General features: G+C 68.8%; 19 protein-coding genes. 13 read left to right on the forward strand and 6 right to left on the reverse strand.

All coding sequences use genetic code 11. The annotated features are described in order from the left end of the window. The 4 genes from ACO6VK_RS12290 to ACO6VK_RS12305 all read left to right on the forward strand — a co-directional run. Positions 1-184 (forward strand): hypothetical protein (locus ACO6VK_RS12290; RefSeq protein ID WP_422507516.1); only part of this gene is annotated, 184 nt, incomplete at its 5' end. Between the two features lie 56 nt (positions 185-240). Continuing rightward, a complete protein-coding gene (locus ACO6VK_RS12295; protein WP_422507518.1) occupies positions 241-747 on the forward strand; it encodes a hypothetical protein in 507 nt (168 codons plus the stop codon). 19 nt (positions 748-766) lie between these two features. Continuing rightward, positions 767-1606 (forward strand): pseudouridine synthase, encoded by an 840-nt coding sequence (locus tag ACO6VK_RS12300; RefSeq protein ID WP_422507520.1) that lies wholly within the window; start codon positions 767-769, stop codon positions 1604-1606. 91 nt (positions 1607-1697) lie between these two features. Beyond that, a complete protein-coding gene (locus tag ACO6VK_RS12305) occupies positions 1698-2036 on the forward strand; it encodes a hypothetical protein (protein ID WP_422507522.1) in 339 nt (112 codons plus the stop codon). 170 nt (positions 2037-2206) lie between these two features. Here the strand turns inward: ACO6VK_RS12305 and kbl are convergent, their stop codons facing one another. Beyond that, entirely contained in the window at positions 2207-3418 is a 1212-nt protein-coding gene (gene kbl / locus ACO6VK_RS12310; protein WP_422507524.1) for a glycine C-acetyltransferase, read from the reverse strand. A 197-nt stretch (positions 3419-3615) separates the two neighbouring features. On the opposite strand from kbl, the gene ACO6VK_RS12315 reads away from it, so the two are divergent. Further along, positions 3616-4317, forward strand: a complete 702-nt coding sequence (locus tag ACO6VK_RS12315) for a TorF family putative porin (protein WP_422507526.1) — start codon at positions 3616-3618, stop codon at positions 4315-4317. Between the two features lie 81 nt (positions 4318-4398). Here ACO6VK_RS12315 and tdh read toward each other — a convergent pair whose 3' ends face one another. Beyond that, positions 4399-5421: an L-threonine 3-dehydrogenase gene (gene tdh / locus ACO6VK_RS12320; RefSeq protein ID WP_422507528.1), complete on the reverse strand. Its 1023-nt coding sequence runs from the start codon at positions 5419-5421 to the stop codon at positions 4399-4401. A gap of 183 nt (positions 5422-5604) precedes the next feature. Between tdh and ACO6VK_RS12325 the strand changes: the two genes are divergently transcribed. The 7 genes from ACO6VK_RS12325 to ACO6VK_RS12355 all read left to right on the forward strand — a co-directional run bounded on the left by ACO6VK_RS12325 (position 5605) and on the right by ACO6VK_RS12355 (position 14238). Next, complete coding sequence (locus ACO6VK_RS12325) at positions 5605-7770, forward strand: S46 family peptidase (RefSeq protein WP_422507530.1); 2166 nt, start codon at positions 5605-5607, stop codon at positions 7768-7770. Positions 7771-7989: 219 nt separating this feature from the next. Next, on the forward strand, positions 7990-8634 hold the full coding sequence (locus ACO6VK_RS12330; RefSeq protein ID WP_422507532.1) for a histidine phosphatase family protein: 645 nt from the start codon (positions 7990-7992) through the stop codon (positions 8632-8634). A 46-nt stretch (positions 8635-8680) separates the two neighbouring features. Continuing rightward, positions 8681-9955 (forward strand): bifunctional tetrahydrofolate synthase/dihydrofolate synthase, encoded by a 1275-nt coding sequence (gene folC, locus ACO6VK_RS12335; RefSeq protein WP_422507534.1) that lies wholly within the window; start codon positions 8681-8683, stop codon positions 9953-9955. 106 nt (positions 9956-10061) lie between these two features. Further along, entirely contained in the window at positions 10062-11087 is a 1026-nt protein-coding gene (locus tag ACO6VK_RS12340) for an SPOR domain-containing protein (protein ID WP_422507536.1), read from the forward strand. A gap of 52 nt (positions 11088-11139) precedes the next feature. After that, positions 11140-11871: a CvpA family protein gene (locus ACO6VK_RS12345; protein ID WP_422507538.1), complete on the forward strand. Its 732-nt coding sequence runs from the start codon at positions 11140-11142 to the stop codon at positions 11869-11871. Positions 11872-11900: 29 nt separating this feature from the next. Then, positions 11901-13367 carry an amidophosphoribosyltransferase gene (gene purF / locus ACO6VK_RS12350; RefSeq protein ID WP_017357086.1) on the forward strand — a complete coding sequence of 489 codons (1467 nt, stop codon included), beginning with the start codon at positions 11901-11903 and terminating at the stop codon, positions 13365-13367. Between the two features lie 10 nt (positions 13368-13377). Further along, positions 13378-14238: a ferritin-like domain-containing protein gene (locus ACO6VK_RS12355; protein ID WP_422507540.1), complete on the forward strand. Its 861-nt coding sequence runs from the start codon at positions 13378-13380 to the stop codon at positions 14236-14238. Here the strand turns inward: ACO6VK_RS12355 and ACO6VK_RS12360 are convergent. Further along, complete coding sequence (locus ACO6VK_RS12360) at positions 14211-15701, reverse strand: DUF2235 domain-containing protein (RefSeq protein ID WP_422507544.1); 1491 nt, start codon at positions 15699-15701, stop codon at positions 14211-14213. The two genes, ACO6VK_RS12355 and ACO6VK_RS12360, sit on opposite strands and share 28 nt — an antisense overlap. A gap of 238 nt (positions 15702-15939) precedes the next feature. On the opposite strand from ACO6VK_RS12360, the gene ACO6VK_RS12365 reads away from it, so the two are divergent. Beyond that, on the forward strand, positions 15940-17196 hold the full coding sequence (locus ACO6VK_RS12365) for a zinc-dependent metalloprotease (RefSeq protein WP_422507546.1): 1257 nt from the start codon (positions 15940-15942) through the stop codon (positions 17194-17196). Between the two features lie 88 nt (positions 17197-17284). On the opposite strand, the gene lpxH is transcribed toward ACO6VK_RS12365, so the two are convergent. Genes lpxH through ACO6VK_RS12380 form a run of 3 tightly spaced genes read right to left on the reverse strand, consistent with a single transcriptional unit; the run spans position 17285 to position 19719 of the window. Then, positions 17285-18025 (reverse strand): UDP-2,3-diacylglucosamine diphosphatase, encoded by a 741-nt coding sequence (gene lpxH, locus ACO6VK_RS12370; RefSeq protein WP_422507548.1) that lies wholly within the window; start codon positions 18023-18025, stop codon positions 17285-17287. A gap of 37 nt (positions 18026-18062) precedes the next feature. Beyond that, a complete protein-coding gene (locus ACO6VK_RS12375; protein WP_422507550.1) occupies positions 18063-18602 on the reverse strand; it encodes a phosphatase PAP2 family protein in 540 nt (179 codons plus the stop codon). Continuing rightward, a complete protein-coding gene (locus tag ACO6VK_RS12380) occupies positions 18583-19719 on the reverse strand; it encodes a glycosyltransferase family 4 protein (RefSeq protein WP_422507552.1) in 1137 nt (378 codons plus the stop codon). The genes ACO6VK_RS12375 and ACO6VK_RS12380 overlap by 20 nt, the downstream gene beginning before the upstream one ends. Between the last annotated feature and the right edge of the window lie 86 nt (positions 19720-19805).

Here is a 19805-nt window from a genome sequence, read left to right on the forward strand (position 1 = left end):
CGTGCGCCGCATCCATGCGGCGCCACGGCCCCGCGAACCCACACACCCCCACCCTCGATGGGGGGCGGTGGCCAATGAAGAGCAATGGGTGAAAGCGGGCAGGGAGACAATGCCGGTGTGGGGCGAGCTTGATCTTTGCTTTAAATCCAACAAGTTGCCGTATTCATTGAATGTGGGATCTTGAAAGCCGTTGTGGCGCTGTTAAACTCGGCGCGTCGACCCCTTTCCTGGATGCATCCCATGCTGCGTATCGCACTGGCCACCGTGCTTGGCCTGGCCCTGGTTCCCGCCGCCCACGCAGCCGTGGATTGTTCGGTGAACACCAGCGCTTCGCCGCTGCCGCTGCCGGCCACCGCGATCGCGCCCGTGGCCGATGAGCTGTACATCCGCAACGTGCAGCTGGGCATGCCGGCTGGCGTGCTGACCTCCAATTTCGATCAGCACCAGTCGCTGGACCGCGTGCTGCAGCGCCTGCGCATCGACGGCTGCCAGAACATCGCCAAGGCGATGCCGGGTGCACCGGCGATCAAGCCGAACGACCCGGCGGCCTACAAGCCGCAGACCGAGTTCGACAACACGCCGTGGCGCTTTGACATGAGCCAGAACGGCAAGCGCATGACCGCCGAGGAATTCGACGCCTGGATGAAGGCGCGCGGTGTGCGCGTGGTCAAGGCGCGCCCGGCACCGGCTGCCGTGCCGGCTGCCGCCGAAGCACCGGCTGACACCAAGCCGGGCGAGAAGAAGTAAGCCGCCTCGCGCGGAGCTCATGACCACACGCCGGCCCCCCGCCGCGTCCGCGCCCCGACCACGTCGCCCCGAGCGGCGTGCGTCCCCGCAGAAGTCCCCCTCCGCGGGCAGTGCAGGTGCCGTGCGGCACGGTCTGGCCCGGGTGCTGTCCAAGGCGGGCCTGTGTTCGCGCACCGAAGCGGCGCGCTGGATTGCCGACGGACGGGTCACGGTGGATGGGCGGGTCATCAACAACCCCGAGTACCCGATCATCGACGGGCGCCACCAGGTGCGCGTGGATGGACGCGCGCTGGATGCGCCGCGGCGCATCCACCTGATGCTCAACAAGCCGCGCGGGCTGGTCACGACCGCACAGGATGAGCAGGGCCGCGACACGGTCTACCGGTGCCTGGACGGTGCCGGCCTGCCGTGGCTCGCGCCGGTGGGGCGCCTGGACAAGGCCAGCGAAGGGCTGCTGCTGTTCAGCAACGACCCGCAGTGGGCCGCGCGGCTCACCGACCCGGCGACCGGGCCGGACAAGACCTATCACGTGCAGATCGACACGATTCCCGATGCCGCGCAGCTGCAGGCGCTGTGCGCCGGCATCGAGGATGACGGCGAACGCCTGTGCGCGCGTCGCGTCGACCTGCTGCGCAGCGGCGAGAAAACCGCCTGGCTGGAAGTGGTGCTGGAGGAGGGGCGCAACCGCCACATCCGCCGCCTGCTGGCCGCCTTCGACATCAATGTGCTGCGCCTGGTGCGCGTGGCCATCGGACAGCTGCCGATGGGCGAGCTGGGCAAGGGCGCCTGGCGCGAACTCAGCCAACACGATCTGGACCTGCTGTACGCCGCGGCCAAGGGCGCTGCGGCCTCACCGTGACCTCGCGGCCTGCCGGCATGTGGCAGGCCAGTCGACCCGGGCAATGGATGGCCTTCGAAGGGACATTCCGTTCATCACCGGGAGCAAGACCATGCACGTCAATTCTTTCCGCCGTTCCCTGCTGCGCAGCGCCTGCCTGCTGGTGCCCGTCGCGCTGCTGAGTGCCTGCGGCGGCCATAAACAGGTGGCCAAGGCGCCGCCACCGGCAACCGAGCAGATCGTGGAGATCCGCACGCCGGAGCTGGACGGCCGGGGCAGCTACCGCTTCCTGATGAGCGATGGCGACAAACGCATGAGCGCCGACGAATTCGATGCGTGGATGAAGGCCAACGGCATCCGCGTGGCCAAGGGCAACGCACAGGATCGCGCCGCCGCGCCGGTGGTGGTGGCCAGCAAGGAAACGGCGAAGGACAAAAAGAAAAAGAAGTGACGCGCAGCGCGCGTCCGGGCAAGGGTGGGGACAGGGGGGGGGGGGGGGGGGAAACATCCCCCCACCCCCACCAGGAGGACCCCATCACGACGACCATAGTGTGTGGGGGGGGGGGGGGGGGTGGGGGGGGGGGGGGGGGGATACCCCCCCCCCCTACACCCTGGCGCGGATCACCCCTTGATGACGCCCAGCTCGACGCCGATGCGGGTGAACGCGCCGATCGCGCGGTCCAGATGCTCGCGGGTATGCGCGGCGCTGATCTGGGTGCGGATGCGCGCCTGGCCCTTGGGCACCACCGGGAAGAAGAACCCGATTGCGTAGATGCCTTCCTCGAGCAGGCGCTCGGCGAATTTCTGCGCGAGCGGGGCGTCGTAGAGCATCACCGGGCTGATCGGATGCACGCCCGGCTTCACGTCGAAACCGGCCGCGGTCATCTTCTCGCGGAAGTAGGCGGTGTTGTCGGCCAGCGTGCTGCGCAGGTCGCCGGCGGCGGCCAGCATCTCGAACGCCTTGATGCCGGCAGCCACCACGTGCGGCGGCAGGGAGTTGGAGAACAGGTAGGGGCGCGAGCGCTGGCGCAGCAGCTCGATCACCTCTGCGCTGGCGGTGGTGAAGCCGCCCAGCGCGCCGCCCATCGCCTTGCCCAGGGTGCCGGTGATGATGTCGATCTTCTCCAGCACGCCCTTGACCTCGGCCGAGCCGCGGCCGGTGGCGCCGAGGAAGCCGGTGGCGTGGCATTCGTCGATGTGCACCAGTGCGTTGTACTTCTTGGCCAGCGCGGTGATCTCGTCCAGCGGCGCGATGAAGCCGTCCATCGAGAACACGCCGTCGGTGGTGATCAGTTTGGTTTTGCAGCCGGCGGCATCGGCGGCCTGCAGCTGCGCTTCCAGGTCGGCCATGTCGCAGTTGGCGTAGCGGAAGCGCTTGGCCTTGCACAGGCGCACGCCGTCGATGATCGACGCATGATTGAGTGCGTCGGAGATGATCGCGTCGTTTTCGCCCAGCAGCGGTTCGAACAGGCCACCGTTGGCATCGAAGCAGGCCGCGTACAGGATGGTGTCCTGCTTGCCGAAGAAGTCGGCGATCTGCTTCTCCAGCTGCTTGTGCAGGTCCTGGGTGCCGCAGATGAAGCGCACCGACGCCATGCCGAAGCCGTGGCTGTCCAGCGCATCCTTGGCCGCCTGGATCAGGTCCGGGTGGTCGGCCAGGCCGAGGTAGTTGTTGGCGCAGAAGTTCAGCACCGTGCGGCCGTCGTCCAGGGTGATCTCGGCCGACTGCGGGCTGGTGATGATCCGTTCGGACTTGAACAGGCCCTGGGCGCGGATCGCCTCCAGTTCTTCAACGTAGTGCTGGGTCAGCGGGGCGGAGGTGGCATCGCTCATGGCAGGCAGTCTTCGGCACGGGAAAACCGGGATTTTACCTGTCGCCGCCGGTGCCGGGGCCGCGGGGTGGTGGCCGCCGGGCGCGGGGGTGACGGGGAACGGTTGCGCACGTGATTGTTGCATCGCAATATCAATCAGGTTAAAAAACCGTAAACCCCGCCGCACCCGCCCACCCCCACGCCCCGGAGAGACCCCGCATGAACCACGCCACGCGCTGTACCGCCGCCGTTGTGCTCTGCGCCGCCCTGCTTGCCCCGTTTGCCGCCAGTGCCCAGGACGAGGCCGAGTCTCCCTTCAGCTGGAACGTCACCGCGGTATCGGACTACGTGTTCCGTGGCGTGTCGCAGACCGACGAGGACCCGACCCTGCAGGCCGGTTTCACCTACACCTCGCCGGTGGGCCTGTACACAGGCGTGTGGGGCTCGGGCGTGGACTTCGGGCCGGGCGACCCGAACATGGAGATCGACTACCTGATCGGCTACGGGGTGGATGTCACCGACGGCGTCAATTTCGACGTGCTGCTCAACCGCTACACCTACCCGGGTGCCAGCGAGCTGAACTACAACGAGCTGATCACCACCACCACGTTTGCCGAGCAGTACAAGCTCACGGTGGCCTACACCAACGACCTGTCCGGGTCCGATACCAAGAGCTGGTATTACGCGGTGGGCGGCGAGTGGGGCCTGCCCAATGACTTCACCCTGAGCGCGAACGTGGGCCGCACCTCGCTCGAGACCGATTTCGGCAAGGACTACACCGACTTCAACGTTGGCGTGAGCCGCCAGTTCGGCCTGTTCAACCTGGGCCTGGGGTACCACGGTACCGACGGTGCCGGTCGCGACAACAATGGCAGGCTGGCCGACAACCGCGTGGTGTTCACCGTGGCCGTGGGCAAATGACCTGACACGGCGATACGCATGAAAAAGGCGCCGAAAGGCGCCTTTTTCGTTTGCCGGGTGCATACCGACCGGCGTGCTGCCTCAATTCCAGCTCAGTACCACCTTGCCGGCCTTGCCCTGTTCCATCAGGTCGAAGCCCTTCTGGAAGTCGTCGATCGGCAGCTGGTGGGTGAGCACCTTGCCGAGCGGGAAGCCGGACAGCACCAGCTGGGTCATCTTGTACCAGGTCTCGTACATCTTGCGGCCGTAGATGCCCTGCACGGTCAGGCCCTTGAAGATGATCTTGTCCCAGTCGCAGCCGGCGCCCTTGGGCATGATGCCGAGCATGGCGATCTTGCCGCCGTGGTACATGCAGTCGAGCATGTCGTTGAACGCGCGCGGGTTGCCGCTCATTTCCAGGCCGACGTCGAAGCCCTCCATGTGCAGGTCCTTCATCACGTCCTTGAGCGAGGTGTTGGACACGTTGACCACGCGGGTGGCGCCCATGTCGGCAGCCAGCTTCAGGCGGAAATCGTTGACGTCGGTGACCACCACGTTGCGCGCACCGATGTGCTTGCAGATGCCGGCGGCAATGATGCCGATCGGGCCGGCACCGGTGATCAGCACGTCTTCGCCGATCACGTTGAACTCCAGCGCGCAGTGCGCGGCGTTGCCATACGGGTCGAAGAAGGCGGCCAGCTCGGACGGGATCTGGTCGGGGATGGGCCACAGGTTGCTGGCCGGCATCACCATGTATTCGGCGAAGGCGCCGTTGACGTTGACGCCGATGCCCACGGTGTTCGGGCACAGGTGCGGGCGGCCGCCACGGCAGTTGCGGCAGTGGCCGCACACGATGTGACCTTCGGCCGAGACGCGCTGGCCGATCTCATAGCCGGTCACACCCGGGCCGATCTCTGCGATGCGGCCGACGAACTCGTGGCCGATGGTCAGGCCCGGCTTGATGGTGCGCTGGCTCCATTCGTCCCACAGGTAGATGTGCAGGTCGGTACCGCAGATGGCGGTCTTTTCCAGCTTGATCAGGACTTCGTTCGGGCCCGGGGTGGGGACCGGAACCTCTTCCAGCCAGATGCCCTTGGCGGCTTCACGCTTGACCAGGGCCTTCATTGTTTGCTGCGCCATCGGGGTGGAACTCGTCTGGGGGAAAACGCGGATTATAGAGCCGCCGGCGGTTTTCCCATGCTGCGTTGCGGGTGGTCCGGGGTCCCCCCGGGGGGCCATGACTTCCGGGCATCGGGCCGGGGCGGGCGCTGGGCTACACTCGGCGGTTCTTTCACCAGGGGCTGCTCAATGCGCTCGAACCTGCTCGCTTTCTCCGTCGTCGCCAGCCTTGGGCTGGTCCAGGTCGCCCATGCCGCCGAAGGCATGTGGGTGCCGCAACAGCTGCCGGAGATCGCCGGCCCCCTCAAGCAGGCCGGCCTGAAGCTGTCCCCGGAGCAGATCTCCAACCTGACCGGCGACCCGATGGGCGCGGTGGTCGCGCTGGGCGGCTGCACCGCCAGCTTCGTGTCGCCGCAGGGCCTGGTGGTCACCAACCACCACTGCGCCTATGGCGCGATCCAGCTGAACTCCACCGCCGAGAAGAACCTGATCAAGGACGGCTTCAACGCACCGACCCTGGGCGATGAACTGAGCGCCGGCCCCAATGCCCGCGTGTTCGTGCTCGACCAGATCACCGACGTGACCGACCAGGCCAAGGCCGCCATCGCCGCCGCCGGCAAGAACCCGCTGGCCCGCACCCGCGCGCTGGATGCCTTCGACAAGGCCCAGACCGCCGCCTGCGAAGCCGATGCCGGCTTCCGCTGCCGCCTGTACAGCTTCTCCGGCGGCAATACCTACCGTCTGTTCCGCAACATGGAAATCAAGGACGTCCGCCTGGTCTACGCGCCCCCGGGCAGCGTGGGCAAGTTCGGTGGCGACATCGACAACTGGATGTGGCCGCGCCACACCGGCGACTTCTCGTTCTACCGTGCCTATGTGGGCAAGGACGGCAAGCCGGCCGCGTTCTCGGCCGACAACGTGCCCTACCAGCCCAAGCACTTCCTGAAGTTCGCCGACCAGCCGCTGGGCGCCGACGACTTCGTGATGGTGGCCGGCTACCCGGGCCGTACCAACCGTTACGCGCTGGCCGGTGAGTTCAACGAAACCGCCAGCTGGACCTACCCGACCATCGCGCGCCACTACAACGCGGTGATCGACCTGATCGGCAAGGCCGGCCAGCAGGACGCCGACATCAAGGTGAAGTACGCCGCCACGATGGCCGGCCTCAACAACACCGCCAAGAACTACCAGGGCCAGCTGGACGGCTTCAAGCGCATCGACGCCGCCGGCCAGAAGCAGGCCGAGGAAGCAGCCGTGCTGGCATGGCTGAAGAAGCAGGGCGCCGCCGGCAAGCCGGCACTGGCCGCGCACGCGCAGCTGATCAAGCACCTGGAAGAAGGCCGCGCCACCCGTGACCGCGACCTGATCGTGGGCCAGTTCAACAACACCTCGGCGCTGGGCTCGGCGATCACGCTGTACCGCCTGTCGATCGAGCGCAGCAAGGCCGACGCCGAGCGTGAAGCCGGTTTCCAGGAACGCGACCTGCCGTCGATCGAGGGGTCGCTCAAGCAGATGGACCGCCGCTACGTGGCGCGCATGGACCAGCAGCTGCAGGCTTACTGGCTGAGCCAGTACGCCGCACTGCCGGCCGCGCAGCGCAACAACGAGGTGCTGAACCAGTGGCTGGCGGGCAGCGACAAGGCCGCCATCGACGGTCTGGTCGGCAAGCTGTCGGGTACCAGGCTGGGCAGCCTGGATGAACGCCTGAAGTGGTTCAAGGCCGACCGCGCGGCGTTCGAAGCCAGCACCGATCCGGCGATCCAGTACGCGGTGGCCGTCATGCCGGCGCTGCTGAAGCAGGAAGAGCAGAAGAAGACCCGCGAAGGCGAGTCGCTGGTCGCGCGTCCGCTGTACCTGCAGGCGCTGGCGGACTACAAGAAGAGCCAGGGCGAGTTCGTGTACCCGGATGCCAACCTGTCGCTGCGCATCACCTTCGGCAACGTCATGGGCTATGCGCCGAAGGACGGCGTGGCCTACACCCCGTTCACCACGCTGGAAGGCATCGTCGCCAAGGAAACCGGCGCCGATCCGTTCGATTCGCCCGAGGCGCTGCTGGATGCGGTCAAGGCCAAGCGTTACGGCGGCCTGGAAGACAAGCGCATCGGCTCGGTGCCGGTGAACTTCCTGTCCAACCTGGACATCACCGGCGGCAATTCGGGTTCGCCGGTGCTGGATGCCAACGGCAAGCTGGTCGGTCTGGCGTTCGACGGCAACTGGGAATCGGTCAGCTCCAACTGGGTGTTCGACCCGGTGATGACCCGCATGATCTCGGTGGACAGCCGTTACATGCAGTGGATCATGCAGGAAGTGGCGCCGGCGCCGCAGCTGCTGAAGGAACTGAACCTGGCCAAGTAAGCCGGGCAGGGTAGATCCAAGGGGCCCCGCTGCGAAAGCAGCGGGGCCTTTTTTGTGGCGCGGGTCGGGCGCGGGGCGGCCACGAACGGCGCGGCAATGAACGGCGCCGCCACCCGGCACGGGTTCGGTGCGTCAACCGGGTATCATCCCTGTTCCGCGCGCTTTCACAGGATGTGAACGAAACGCCGGAACTCCTCCCCCCAAGGACCCCTTGCTCGCATGCGCATTCTGCTTGCCCGTCACGGCGAAACCCCGTGGAACGCCGAAGGCCGCTACCAGGGCCAGATCGATATCCCGTTGTCGCCGATCGGCGAAGCCCAGGCCCAGGCGCTGGGCGAACGCCTGGTCTCGGTCGACATCACCCGCGCCGTCGCCTCGCCGCTGTCGCGTGCCCAGCGCACCGCCCAGCTTGCGCTGGGCAGCGCGCGTGCCGACATGCTGCTCACCGAGCCGGACCTGCAGGAAATCGCCCACGGTGAGTGGGAAGGTCTGCTGGCCAGCGAAATCAATGAGAAGGATCCCTCGCGGCTCAAGGCCTGGCGCGAAGAGCCGGACACCGTGCTCATGCCCGGTGGCGAATCGCTGCGCCTGGTCCTGGAGCGCAGCTGGCGTGGCCTGGCCCGCGCCGCCGACGGCCTCGGCGAGCACGACACCCTGCTGGTCGTCGCCCACGATGCCGTCAACCGCGTGATCCTGTGCCGCATCCTCGGCTTGCCGCTCTCCCGCCTGTGGACCTTCCGCCAGGCGCCGACCACCCTCAACCTGCTCGAAGGTCCCGACCTGGACAGCCTGGAAGTGGTCCGCCTGAACGACTGCGCCCATCACACGCCGTTCTTCGGCGAAGCCAAGCACCGCGCGCTGTAACGCCGTCCCGTCCCGCCCCGTCGTCCGCCACATTGATCCAACGCCCATGACCATCGCCCGCCCGCACACCCTCACCGACTGGCTCACCTACATCGAGCAGCAGCACCCGGCCACCATCGACATGGGGCTGGATCGGGTGCGCACCGTGGCGCAGGCGATGGGCCTGGGCGCGCCGGCCGCCCGGACCATCGTGGTCGGTGGCACCAACGGCAAAGGCTCCACCGTGGCCTTCATCGAGGCCATCGCACGCGCCGCCGGCTGGAAGGTCGGCGCGTACACCTCCCCGCACCTGCTGCGCTACAACGAGCGCGTGCGCATCGACGGCCAGGACGTTGCCGACGAGGCGCTCGTCGCCGCGTTCGCTGCGGTTGAACAGGCGCGTGGCCAGACCACGCTGACCTATTTCGAGTACGGAACCCTCGCCGCGCTGCACCTGTTTGCCGCTGCCGGGCTGGACCTGGCCGTGCTGGAAGTCGGGCTGGGCGGGCGCCTGGATGCGGTCAACATCGTCGACGCCGACGTGGCCGTGATCACCACCGTGGACATCGACCACAGCGACTGGCTCGGCGAAGACCGCGAGGCAATCGGCACCGAGAAGGCCGGCATCATCCGCGGCTGGAAGCCGGTCATCCTCGGCGAGACCGATCCGCCGTCCAGCGTGCTGGCCCGCGCCTACCTGGTGGGCGCCAACGCGATCCGTGGCGGCAGTGACTTCTTCGACGACGTCATCGATGCCGGGCAATGGCGCTGGCGCGATGTCGGTTTCCGCATCGACCTGCCGACGCCGGCGCTGCGTGGCCCGATCCAGCGGCGCAATGCCGCGTCGGCGATTGCCGCGCTGCGCGCGCTGGACAAGCCGCTGCCGCGCGCGGCGTTCGTGGAGGGCGTGGCCAATGCGCGCATCCGCGGCCGCCTGCAGTCCTTCGACCGTGCCGGTGTGGAGGTCCTGGTCGATGTAGGCCACAACCCGCAGGCCGCGCGGGAGCTGGCCGCCGCGCTCAAGGCCGCACCGGTCGCCGGGCGTACCGTGGCCGTCTTCGCGGCATTGCAGGACAAGGACGCGGCCGGCGTGGTCGAGGCGTTGGCCGGGGAGGTCCAGGCGTGGCATCTGGCCGGCCTGGATGGTGCACGCGCGCAGAGCGCCGACGCCCTGCAGGCGCGCCTGGCCGGCACGGCCGCCGCCGAGGGCCGCCGCCATGCCGGTGTGACCGATGCGCTGCACCAGGCCCTGCGCGATGCACAGCCCGGTGATCGCGTGCTGGTGTTCGGTTCCTTCCACACGGCCGCGCAGGCGCTGCAGTGGCTGGAAACGACCCCCTGAGTCCGCACGGCGGTCCTGTGCCGCCGTTCAGCCGCATTCGACGCCGCGCGTGCGCGCGACCGTATAATCGCCGTGGCATTCCGCCGCGCCGCCCTGCCTGCCTTCCGTGGATACTCCTCTGAAACAGCGACTGATTGGTGCCATCGTTCTGGTGGCTTTGGCCGTGATCTTCCTGCCCATGCTGGTCAAGGGCCCTGCGCCGGACAGTGGCGTGGCCAATGTGCCGATCTCCGCACCGGCTGCACCGGCGGACGGTCAGTTCGAAACGCGCGAGCTGCCCCTGGTGGCGCCGACCGGTGCCGCCACCGGCCTGCAGAGCGGGGTGTCCACCACCCAGCCGCTGGCCGACAGCGGTGCCGTGGCTGCCGATGCGGCGCCGGCTGACACCTCGCCGGCGGTGGCCGCGGGCAATTACGCGGTCAGCTTCGGAGCCTATGGCAGCGAAGCCGACGCCGATGCGGTGATCGCCTACCTGAAGAAATCGCAGCTGCCCGGCTTCCGCGAGCCGGCCACGATCAACGGCCGCCAGGCCTGGCGCGTGCGTGTGGGTCCCTATGCCGATCGTGCCCAGGCCGAGTCGGCCCGCCTGCAGGCGGTGAAGGTGCGCAGCGACGTGAAGGCCGAAGTGGTGACACTGGATGCCGGCGCCGGCAGTGCCGTGGCCGCCACGCCGGCACCGACGCCGGCGGCGACGCCCGCTGCCACGCCGCCCAGCGCTTCCACCGCCAGCCCGGTCGCGGCCACCACCGTGAAGACCGAAGCGCTGCCGCCCGAACCGGTGGCCGCCGCCAAGCCCGAGCCGAAACCGGCCGCGCCCAAGCCCGAACCCAAGCCGACCCCGGCCAAGCCGGAACCTGCGGCCACCGTGGCCGCGCCGGCCGCCCCGGCCGCCAGCAGCGTCGGTTTCGCCGTGCAGCTGGGCGCCTTCGGGCAGGCCACCGAAGCCAACGCGCTGCGCGACAAGGTGCGTGCGGCCGGCTTCAGCGCCTTCGTCGAGCAGGTGCGCACCGACAAGGGCACGTTGAACCGCGTCCGCGTCGGGCCGGTGGCCAACCGCGCCGACGCCGAAAACCTCAAGGCCCAGGTCGCGGCCAAGGTCGGCGTGGCCGGCATGGTCCGCCCGCACCCTTGAGCCCCGGCATGCACCGCCTGCCGGCCCCACGGCCCCACTGCGGCGCGCGGGCGTGATCGACATCGTGCTGCTGGCGCTGATCGGCACTTCGGTGCTGCTCGGGCTGATGCGCGGCTTCGTCGGCATCGTGGTCGCCACGCTGTCCTGGCTGCTGGCCGGCTGGGCGGCGTTCCTGTTCGGCAACGACGCCGCGCACTGGTGGGCCGCACCGGTCGCGCCCGGCACCGGCCACTACGTGGGCGGCTACCTGGGCGTGTTCCTGGCCGTGATGATTGCCGTCGGCGGCATCGGGATGCTGATCAAGGCCGCCGTGAAGGTCACCTGCCTGACCGGCGCCGACCGCCTGCTGGGCGGGGCGCTGGGTCTGGTCCGCGGGGCGTTCCTGGGCTGCGTTCTGTTGATGCTCGCCGCCTTCACGCCGCTGCCCGACGAGGCCGCCTGGCGCGACTCCCAGGTCCGCCCGCTGCTCCAGCCCGGCGTGCGCTGGATGCAGGCGCAGCTGCCCGAGGTGGCGCTGCCGGAGGTGAATCTGCCGCAACTGCCGCCGCTGGAATTGGGCAAGCCGCTCGCGACAGGCGATAATGGTGTGCTTGGCGAGGTAGTGGCAGGGCGCGGATGGCCGCGTCCGGTTGACGAGGCGAGGGACCCGGTACCTGCCGACGCTGCGGCGCGCGGACCGGCTTCCACACTGCCCACCAACATCGAGCCGGCGCGCGCGCGTCCGGACGACACCGCTCCGTCGCGGAACGGTTCCCCCGGCCAGGCACGGCCACCTTCACTGTAGATGGGCACAGCCCAGCGGAGATTCGCACCATGTGTGGCATCGTCGGAATCGTCGGCAACCAGAACGTCGCCGGGCAGTTGTATGACGGCCTGACCGTCCTCCAGCATCGCGGCCAGGATGCGGCTGGCATCGCCACCGCCGACGGCACCCGTCTGCGCGTGCAGAAGGCCAACGGCCTGGTCCGCGATGTGTTCGACGCCAAGCGGATGTCGACCCTGGAGGGCCGCGTCGGCATCGCGCATGTGCGTTACCCCACCGCCGGTTCGGAAGGCATGGATGAAGCGCAGCCGTTCTACGTCAATTCGCCGTACGGCATCGCGCTGGCCCACAACGGCAACCTGATCAACACCGAAGCCCTGCGCCAGCAGGTGTTCGAGCAGGACCGCCGCAACGTCAACACCGATTCGGACAGCGAAGTGCTGCTGAACGTGTTCGCCTACGAGCTGGACGCGCAGCGCCAGCTCACCCCGGAAGCGGCGATCCGTGCCGTGGCCGGCGTGCACCGCCGTTGCAAGGGCGGCTATGCGGTGATCAGCGTGGTGCTGGGCCTGGGCCTGGTCGCCTTCCGCGATCCGCACGGCATCCGCCCGCTGGTGCTGGGCAAGCGCGCCCATGCCGAAGGCGATGAGTACATCGTGGCCTCCGAGTCGTCCGCGCTGGACGTGCTGGGCTTCCAGCGCGTGCGCGACGTGCGCCCGGGCGAGGCACTGGTGATCACCGCGCGCGGCGAGCTGTTCTCCGAAGTGTGCGCCGAGCCGGCCGAGCACAGCCCCTGCATCTTCGAGTACGTGTACTTCGCGCGCCCGGACTCGATGATCGACAACGTCTCGGTGCACAAGGCGCGCATGCGCATGGGCATCAAGCTGGGCGAGAAGATCCTGCGCCTGCGCCCGGACCACGACATCGACACCATCATCCCGATCCCGGACACCTCGCGCGATGCCGCGCTGGAGATCTCCAACACGCTCGGGGTGAAGTACCGCGAAGGCTTCATCAAGAACCGCTACATCGGCCGCACCTTCATCATGCCGGGGCAGGGTGAGCGGGTGAAGTCGGTGCGTCGCAAGCTCAACCCGATCCACCTGGAGTTCCGCAACCGCGTGGTGCTGCTGGTCGACGATTCGATCGTGCGCGGCACCACCAGCCAGCAGATCGTGCAGATGGCGCGCGACGCCGGTGCGCGCAAGGTCTACCTGGCCAGCGCCGCGCCGCCGGTGCGCTACCCCAACATCTACGGCATCGACATGCCGGCGGCCGAGGAACTGGTCGCGCACAACCGCAGCGTCGAGGAAATCGAGGCGCACCTGGGCTGTGACTGGTTGATCTACCAGGACATCGAGGACATGGAAGCGGCGGTGCGCGAAGGCAATCCGGAGCTGAAGACGTTCGATTCCTCGTGCTTCAACGGCATCTACCCGACCGGGATCGAACCGGGCTACTTTGAACGCATCCAGCAGCTGCGTTCGGATGATGCCAAGCACAAGCGGCGCGCCTGAGGCCGTTGGCATGAGCGAGGGGCTGGACACTGCCGCCGGCAACCTGCTGCGCGCCGCGCAGCAGTGCCTGGCCGAACCCGATCCGCTGCGCAAGGTCGCGTTGACCCAGCACTATGCGGCGCAGTTCCGCGCCGGGCGCCTGAAGGCACCGGCCGAGGCGCCGCCGCCCGAGCCGATCCGCATGCCGGGCCGCCCGGCACGGCCGACTCTGGTCCACCCGCGCAACCTGCCGCGACGCGGCCTGGGCAGTGCGGAGGGGCGTGCCGCGTTCATCCACGCCATCGCCCACATCGAACTCAATGCCATCGACCTGGCCTGGGATGCGGTGTACCGCTTCCGCGGCCTGCCCGGCTCGTTCCACGCCGACTGGGTGGGCGTGGCCGACGACGAGTCGCGTCATTTCATGCTGCTGCATGACCGCCTGCAGGCATTGGGCCATGCCTACGGCGACTTCGACGCGCACAACGGCCTGTGGGAGATGTGCGAGAAGACCGCGCATGACGGCCTGGCACGGATGGCGCTGGTGCCGCGCGTGCTCGAAGCGCGCGGGCTGGATGTGACCCCGGGCATGATCGTCAAACTGCGTTCCAGCGGCGATGCCGACACCGCCGACGTGCTGGAGATCATCCTGCGCGAGGAAGTGGCGCACGTGGCGGCCGGCTCGCGCTGGTACCGCTGGTACTGCACCCGTGCAGGCGTCGAACCGCGGCCGCGCTTCATGGCGCTGCTGAAGGAGTACGCCGGCGGTTTCCTCTATGGCCCGTTCAATCTCGAAGCGCGGCTGCTGGCCGGTTTCGACGAGGACGAACTGGCCGAGCTGATCGAGCAGACCGAGATGCGCGGTCAGGCGTTGGCCAGCACCACGCGCTGACCGTCTTCGGTCGGCCGGTTCACGTAGAACAGCCCCGGTCCGGGCCGGTAGGGCAGCTCGCGGGCGGCATCGTCGGCGGCGTACAGCAGCGCCGTGTCGCCGAGCGCATCGAAATTCCAGTGCGCGGACTGCATCAGGTAGTGCTGCCGCAACAGGCGTTCCTGTGCGGCATCCAGCGGCTGGCCGGCCAGCAGCCTTGCGGCGATGGGCAGCAGCGGCGCCGGCAGGGCCAGCGCCGGGTCCTGGTCGGGTGTGGCGCGCCAGGGCACGCCGGCCGCCGCTGCACGCTGATGCAGCAGCCGCAGCGCGATCCACTGGTAGCGCGGGTCGATGGCCCGTCGCAGGACCACCGCCGCGTAGACGTGCAGGGTGGGCAGCAGGCGCACGCTGCGGCTGCCGGCCCGGCGCTGCTGCTGCCACTGGTGCCATACGTCCACCCACACCGCGTCCTCGCCCAGGCCCAGCATGGCCTGCCAGTGGCGGCACTGTTCCTGCGCGCGCCGATGGACGTCGCTGGCGCGCAGCAGTGACAGCGGCGGCGTGGCGCCGTCGGCCAGGCCGTGGTCATCGATGATCTGGCCCAGCGGGCGGGTCAGCAGTTTCGGTCCTTCCACGGTCTGGTCGTAGCCGCCGCCGATGTTGGCGTGCACCCCGGGCAGGGCGATTTCCTCGTGCAGCGGGGCCACGCTGGTCAGTGCGAAGTGCTCGCGGTGTTCGTCGCGGGCGGTCAGCTGCAGCACCGTGTCCGCGCAGCCGGCGGCGAGCGCGACCTCGGGCAGCTCGTCGCGCTGGCGACGATCGACCGCCACCACGGTGTCGAGCAGGCCGACGAAACGGACCCGGCGTGCCCGCCCGGGGAAGGCGGGCGCCAGTGCCAGCCCGGCGCGCACCAGCTGTTCGCGCAGCCAAGCCTCGCCCTCGGGCCGCGCGAGGCGATTGACGGCATCGCGCGCGGCGGCGGCACCGCGCGAATAGCCGAACAGGTCCACCCGCACCGCGGCGATCGCCGGCAGCCGGGGCTGCCGGGCCAGCGTGCGCAGTGCGTCGGGCAGCAGAATGTCGAGGGCGCGATGGACCTTGGCGCGCACGCCGGTCCGGCCCACGCCGAAGGCCAGGCCCATCAGGTCGTCGTCCTTGCCCGTGCGCGTGCCCACGCCCTCGATGTAGATCGCCAGCGACAGCGGGCCGGCGGCCGCTTGGCCGGTGCCGCGATGGTCCGGGTACAGCGTGTGGAGACGCGCGATGTTGGTCAGGCCATTGCTGTAGCTGCTGGTCAGCCGGCTCTGGTAGGGCGAGGCATCGTCGGCGCGGATCGCCGGCGGACGCGGTGCCGGGGTGGTGCTGCCGGGCGGACGCGAGGCATGTCGCAGGTTGTCGGCATTGTTGCGGGTGCCGTCGAAGAACAGGCCGATCTGCAGCGGCACCGCCGCTGTCGTGCCCTCGTTGCCATGTCCCCCCACCATGTCGCTCCTGCCCCCCGGTCGATGCCCGCTCACGGTAACGCGAAACCGCTACAGGCGCGACGGGCGGGCGGAACGTGATGTTGCTGAACCGCACGGATGCGGATCACAGATTTGAAAAGCAATCAGTCGCATCTATTGAATTCACGCGATCAACAGGAGCCATATGGCGTCGGCCTGTCGCTATCGGCCACGTGCAGCAACGACTTCCCCGCAGTGTTCCCACTCAAAGAGAGCCGACATGATGTCCAGATCGATGAGCAAGACCGCAGGTGTGATCACGTTGTGCCTGTTGACCGCCGGCAGTGCCTCGGCCGCGTCGCTGTTTGCCCCGGTCACGGTGGTGAGCCGTGCGTCGGCCAGCAGCCAGCCGGCGCTGAGCGCGCTGATGAACTCCCCGTCCACGGCCACCGTGCAGGAAGTGCAGGTGGATGCCGCCGCGGTGAGTGCCACCCAGAAGCAGCTGGAGTTCGAGCTGCTCGGCCAGCCGGTGCAGGCGCTGCAGAGCCGGGTGGAGACCCTCGCAGACGGGGGCAGCGTCTGGTACGGCCAGCTCGGCACCCGTGCCGGTGCGCGGCTGGCCAAGGCCGGCGCGCCGGACCCGCTCAACCAGATCATCCTGGTGCGTGCCGGCGACACGGTCACCGGCACCATCCGTCGCGACGGCCAGCTGTACCGGCTGCGCCCGATCAGCGATGGGCGCCATGTGCTGGTGGAAGTGGATGAGTCGCGCATGCCGGCCGACCATCCGGCCGACTACAACCGGCTGCCCACGGTGGCGATGCCGGTCAACGAGCAGATCGGCATCGCGGCCGCCTCCTCGGGTACGCCGGCCACCATCCGCGTACTGGTCGTGGCCACCAACGGCGCGGTCGCCGCGTACGGCGGCAACATGCAGTCGCTGGTGCAGCTGGCGGTGGCCGAATCCAACCAGGGCTACGTCAACAGCAACGTCGGCATCACCCTGCAGCTGGCCGGCTACGAGACCACCACGTACACCGAGTCCAGCAGCTTCTCCACCGATCTGGCGCGCTTCCGCCAGACCAGTGACGGCTACATGGACAGCATCCACACCAGCCGCAACAACACCCGTGCCGACGTGGCGGTCCTGGTGATCAACAACGCCAGTTCCTGTGGCCTGGCCTCGGGCATCGGCTCCACCGCCAGCACGGCCTTCGCCGCCGTGCACTGGGACTGCGCGACCGGGTATTACTCCTTCGCCCATGAGATCGGCCATCTGCAGAGCGCGCGCCACGATATCGCCACCGATTCGAGCACCTCGCCGTACGCCTATGGCCACGGCTACCGCTACGAACCCGCTACGGGCACCGGCTGGCGCACGATCATGGCCTACAACTGCACGCGCAGCTGCCCGCGGTTGAACTTCTGGTCCAACCCGAACATCAACTACAACGGGATTCCGATGGGCATTGCCGCCAGTGCGGACAACCAGCGCGTGCTGGTCAACACCAAGGCAGCCGTCGCTGCGTTCCGCTGACGTCGCCGGAGACGGTGGGTACCCACCCGGCTAGGGCGGGTATCCACTCGGCGAGGGATGTGGGTACCGACCGTTGGTCGGTACACTTCTAAACCAGCGACTCCAGCGTCCACCCCTGCGGGGTCACGCGCAGCACCGACCCCTGTTCGTACCAGTCACCGAGCACGATGCGGGTGCACTCGCGCCCGCCCGGGCGCAGCGTATGGATGGCCGGGCGATGGGTATGCCCGTGGATCATCGTGTCCACGCCATAACGCAGGAACGTGGCATCCACTTCCGCCGGCGCCACGTCGGTGACGGTCTCGAACTGGGCCTTGTCGCCCTGCTTCATTTCCGACTGGCGCGCCTGGCTGGCATCGCGTGCCTTCTGCGCGAACGCGATGCGCGCGGCCAGCGGCTGCGCCAGGAACTGGGCCTGGAAGGCCGGGTCGCGGGTCTGCGTGCGGAACTGCTGGTAGGCCACGTCATCGGTGCACAGCAGGTCGCCGTGCTGCAGCAGCACCGGTCGGCCGTACAGGTCGATCACGCTCGGGTCGGGCAGGATGCGGAACCCCGCGCGGCGGGCGTAGTCGTTCCCGACCAGGAAGTCGCGGTTGCCGCGGATGAAGTACACCGGCACCCCGGCATCGGACACGGCGTGCAGCGCATCGGCCACCGCGTCGGCGGCGGCGGACGGCGTGTCGTCGCCGATCCAGGCTTCGAACAGGTCGCCCAGGATGTACAGCGCATCGGCCTGCATGGCGTCGCGCTGCAGGAAGGCCAGGAACAGGTCGGTGATGGCTGGACGGCTGGGGTCCAGATGCAGATCGGAAATGAACAGCGTGGTCATGCGCGCATTGTAAAACGTCGGGCGTCGCCGCACCGCCTCACACCGGCAGCGGCAACCACTGGAGGCTGGCACCGGCCAGGCCGGTGGCGATCGCGGTGGCGGCCAGGACATCGCTGGGATAGTGCAGGCCCAGTACCACCCGCGACACCCCGACCGCCGCGGTGAACGGCACCAGCAGCGGTGCCAGCCACGGGTAGTAGGCCAGCGCCACGATGGTGAAGGACACCGCGTGCAGGGTATGGCCGGACGGGAAGCTGAATTCGTCCAGCGGTGCCACCCAGGCGCGGATGCGCAGATCGGCGGCATAGGGCCGCGGGCGTCGCGTCCAGCGTTTGAGGCCCTTGTAGAGCAGCAGCGCCATCAGCCCGGTGGCAGCCATGTGCAGCGACGCGCGCAGCCCGTCGACGCCATCCACCAGCACCAGTGCGCCCATCAGGGCGTACCAGAACACCCCGTCGCCGAGCCGGCTGACCGCGGCGAACCCCTGGCGTACCCGGCGGCGCCGGCAGTAGTGGTTGGCGCGGCGGCACCAGCGCGCTTCACGGCCGCGCAGGGCGTCAAGCGGCGTGGTCGGCATGCGGCCTCCGGGCCCGGGCCAGTTCGGCAAGCAGGGCATCGAACTCGGCCACCACCTGCTGCGGATGCAGCCGCTTCATGGCGACGGCCGCGTTGCGCCCGAGCCGCGCCCGCAGCACATCGTCGCCGGCCAACTGCACGGCGGCGGTCACGAAGGCGGCGTCGTCGCCGACCGCAATGCCGCTCTCATCGGTGCGCAGGTGCTCACGCGCCGCGCCGTAGTCGAAGGCCACTGTGGCCAGGCCGCTGGCCATCGCTTCCAGGGTCACGTTGCCGAACGTCTCGCTGCGACTGGGGAACAGGAACAGATCGCCACTGGCGAAATGGCGGGCCAGCGCATCGCCGCGCTGCACACCGCAGAAGATGAAGTCCGGGTTGTCGTGCGCCAGCGCGGCACGCGACGGGCCGTCGCCGACGAACACGAAGCGGGCTTTGGGCCGCACCTGCTGCAGCCGCCGGAAGGCCTTCACCGCCAGCGCGAGATTCTTTTCGGGCGCGATGCGGCCGACGTAGATCGCCGCGAAGCCGTTGCCGTCGATCCCCCATTCCTCACGCAGCGCCGGATCGCGCCGGGTCGGCTCGAACTGGCGGCTGTCCACTGCGCGTGCCAGCAGGCGCACCCGTTCGAACCCCTGTTCCTGCAGGAACTGCTGCAGTTCCTGGGTAGGCACCAGGGTGGCGTCGGACTGGTTGTGGAAGCGCCGCATCCAGCGCAGCGCCGCGGCCTGCAGCCAGGCAACGCCGTAGTCGGGCAGGTACTCGTCAAAGCGCGTATGGAAGCCGGTGGCGACCGGGATGCCCATCCGTCGCGCGGTGCGCAGGGCCGACCAGCCCAGCGGGCCTTCGGTGGCGATGTAGATCGCATCCGGACGCTGCTGCTGCCACTGGCGCGCCAGGCGCTTGGGGGCCGGCAGGCCGAAGCGCAGCCCGGGATAGCGTGGCAGGGCCGCACCGGACACCAGCAGGGTGCTGTCCCCGTCGATGTCGCCGGCCTGGCGGGGGCGTACCAGGTCGACCTGGTGACCGGCCGCACGCAGCCCCTGTTCGAGCCCCTGGACGGTCAATGCAACGCCGTTGACCTCGGGTGGATATGTCTCGGTGACGATGGCATAGCGCATGGCGGACCTCCCGTATGCGCGCATGCTGGGCGCCGGCGATGTAGCCGACATGACCCTGGCATGACCATCGGATGACGGCCCGGCCG

This window comes from Stenotrophomonas sp. GZD-301, assembly GCF_049310345.1.
Taxonomy (GTDB): domain Bacteria; phylum Pseudomonadota; class Gammaproteobacteria; order Xanthomonadales; family Xanthomonadaceae; genus Stenotrophomonas.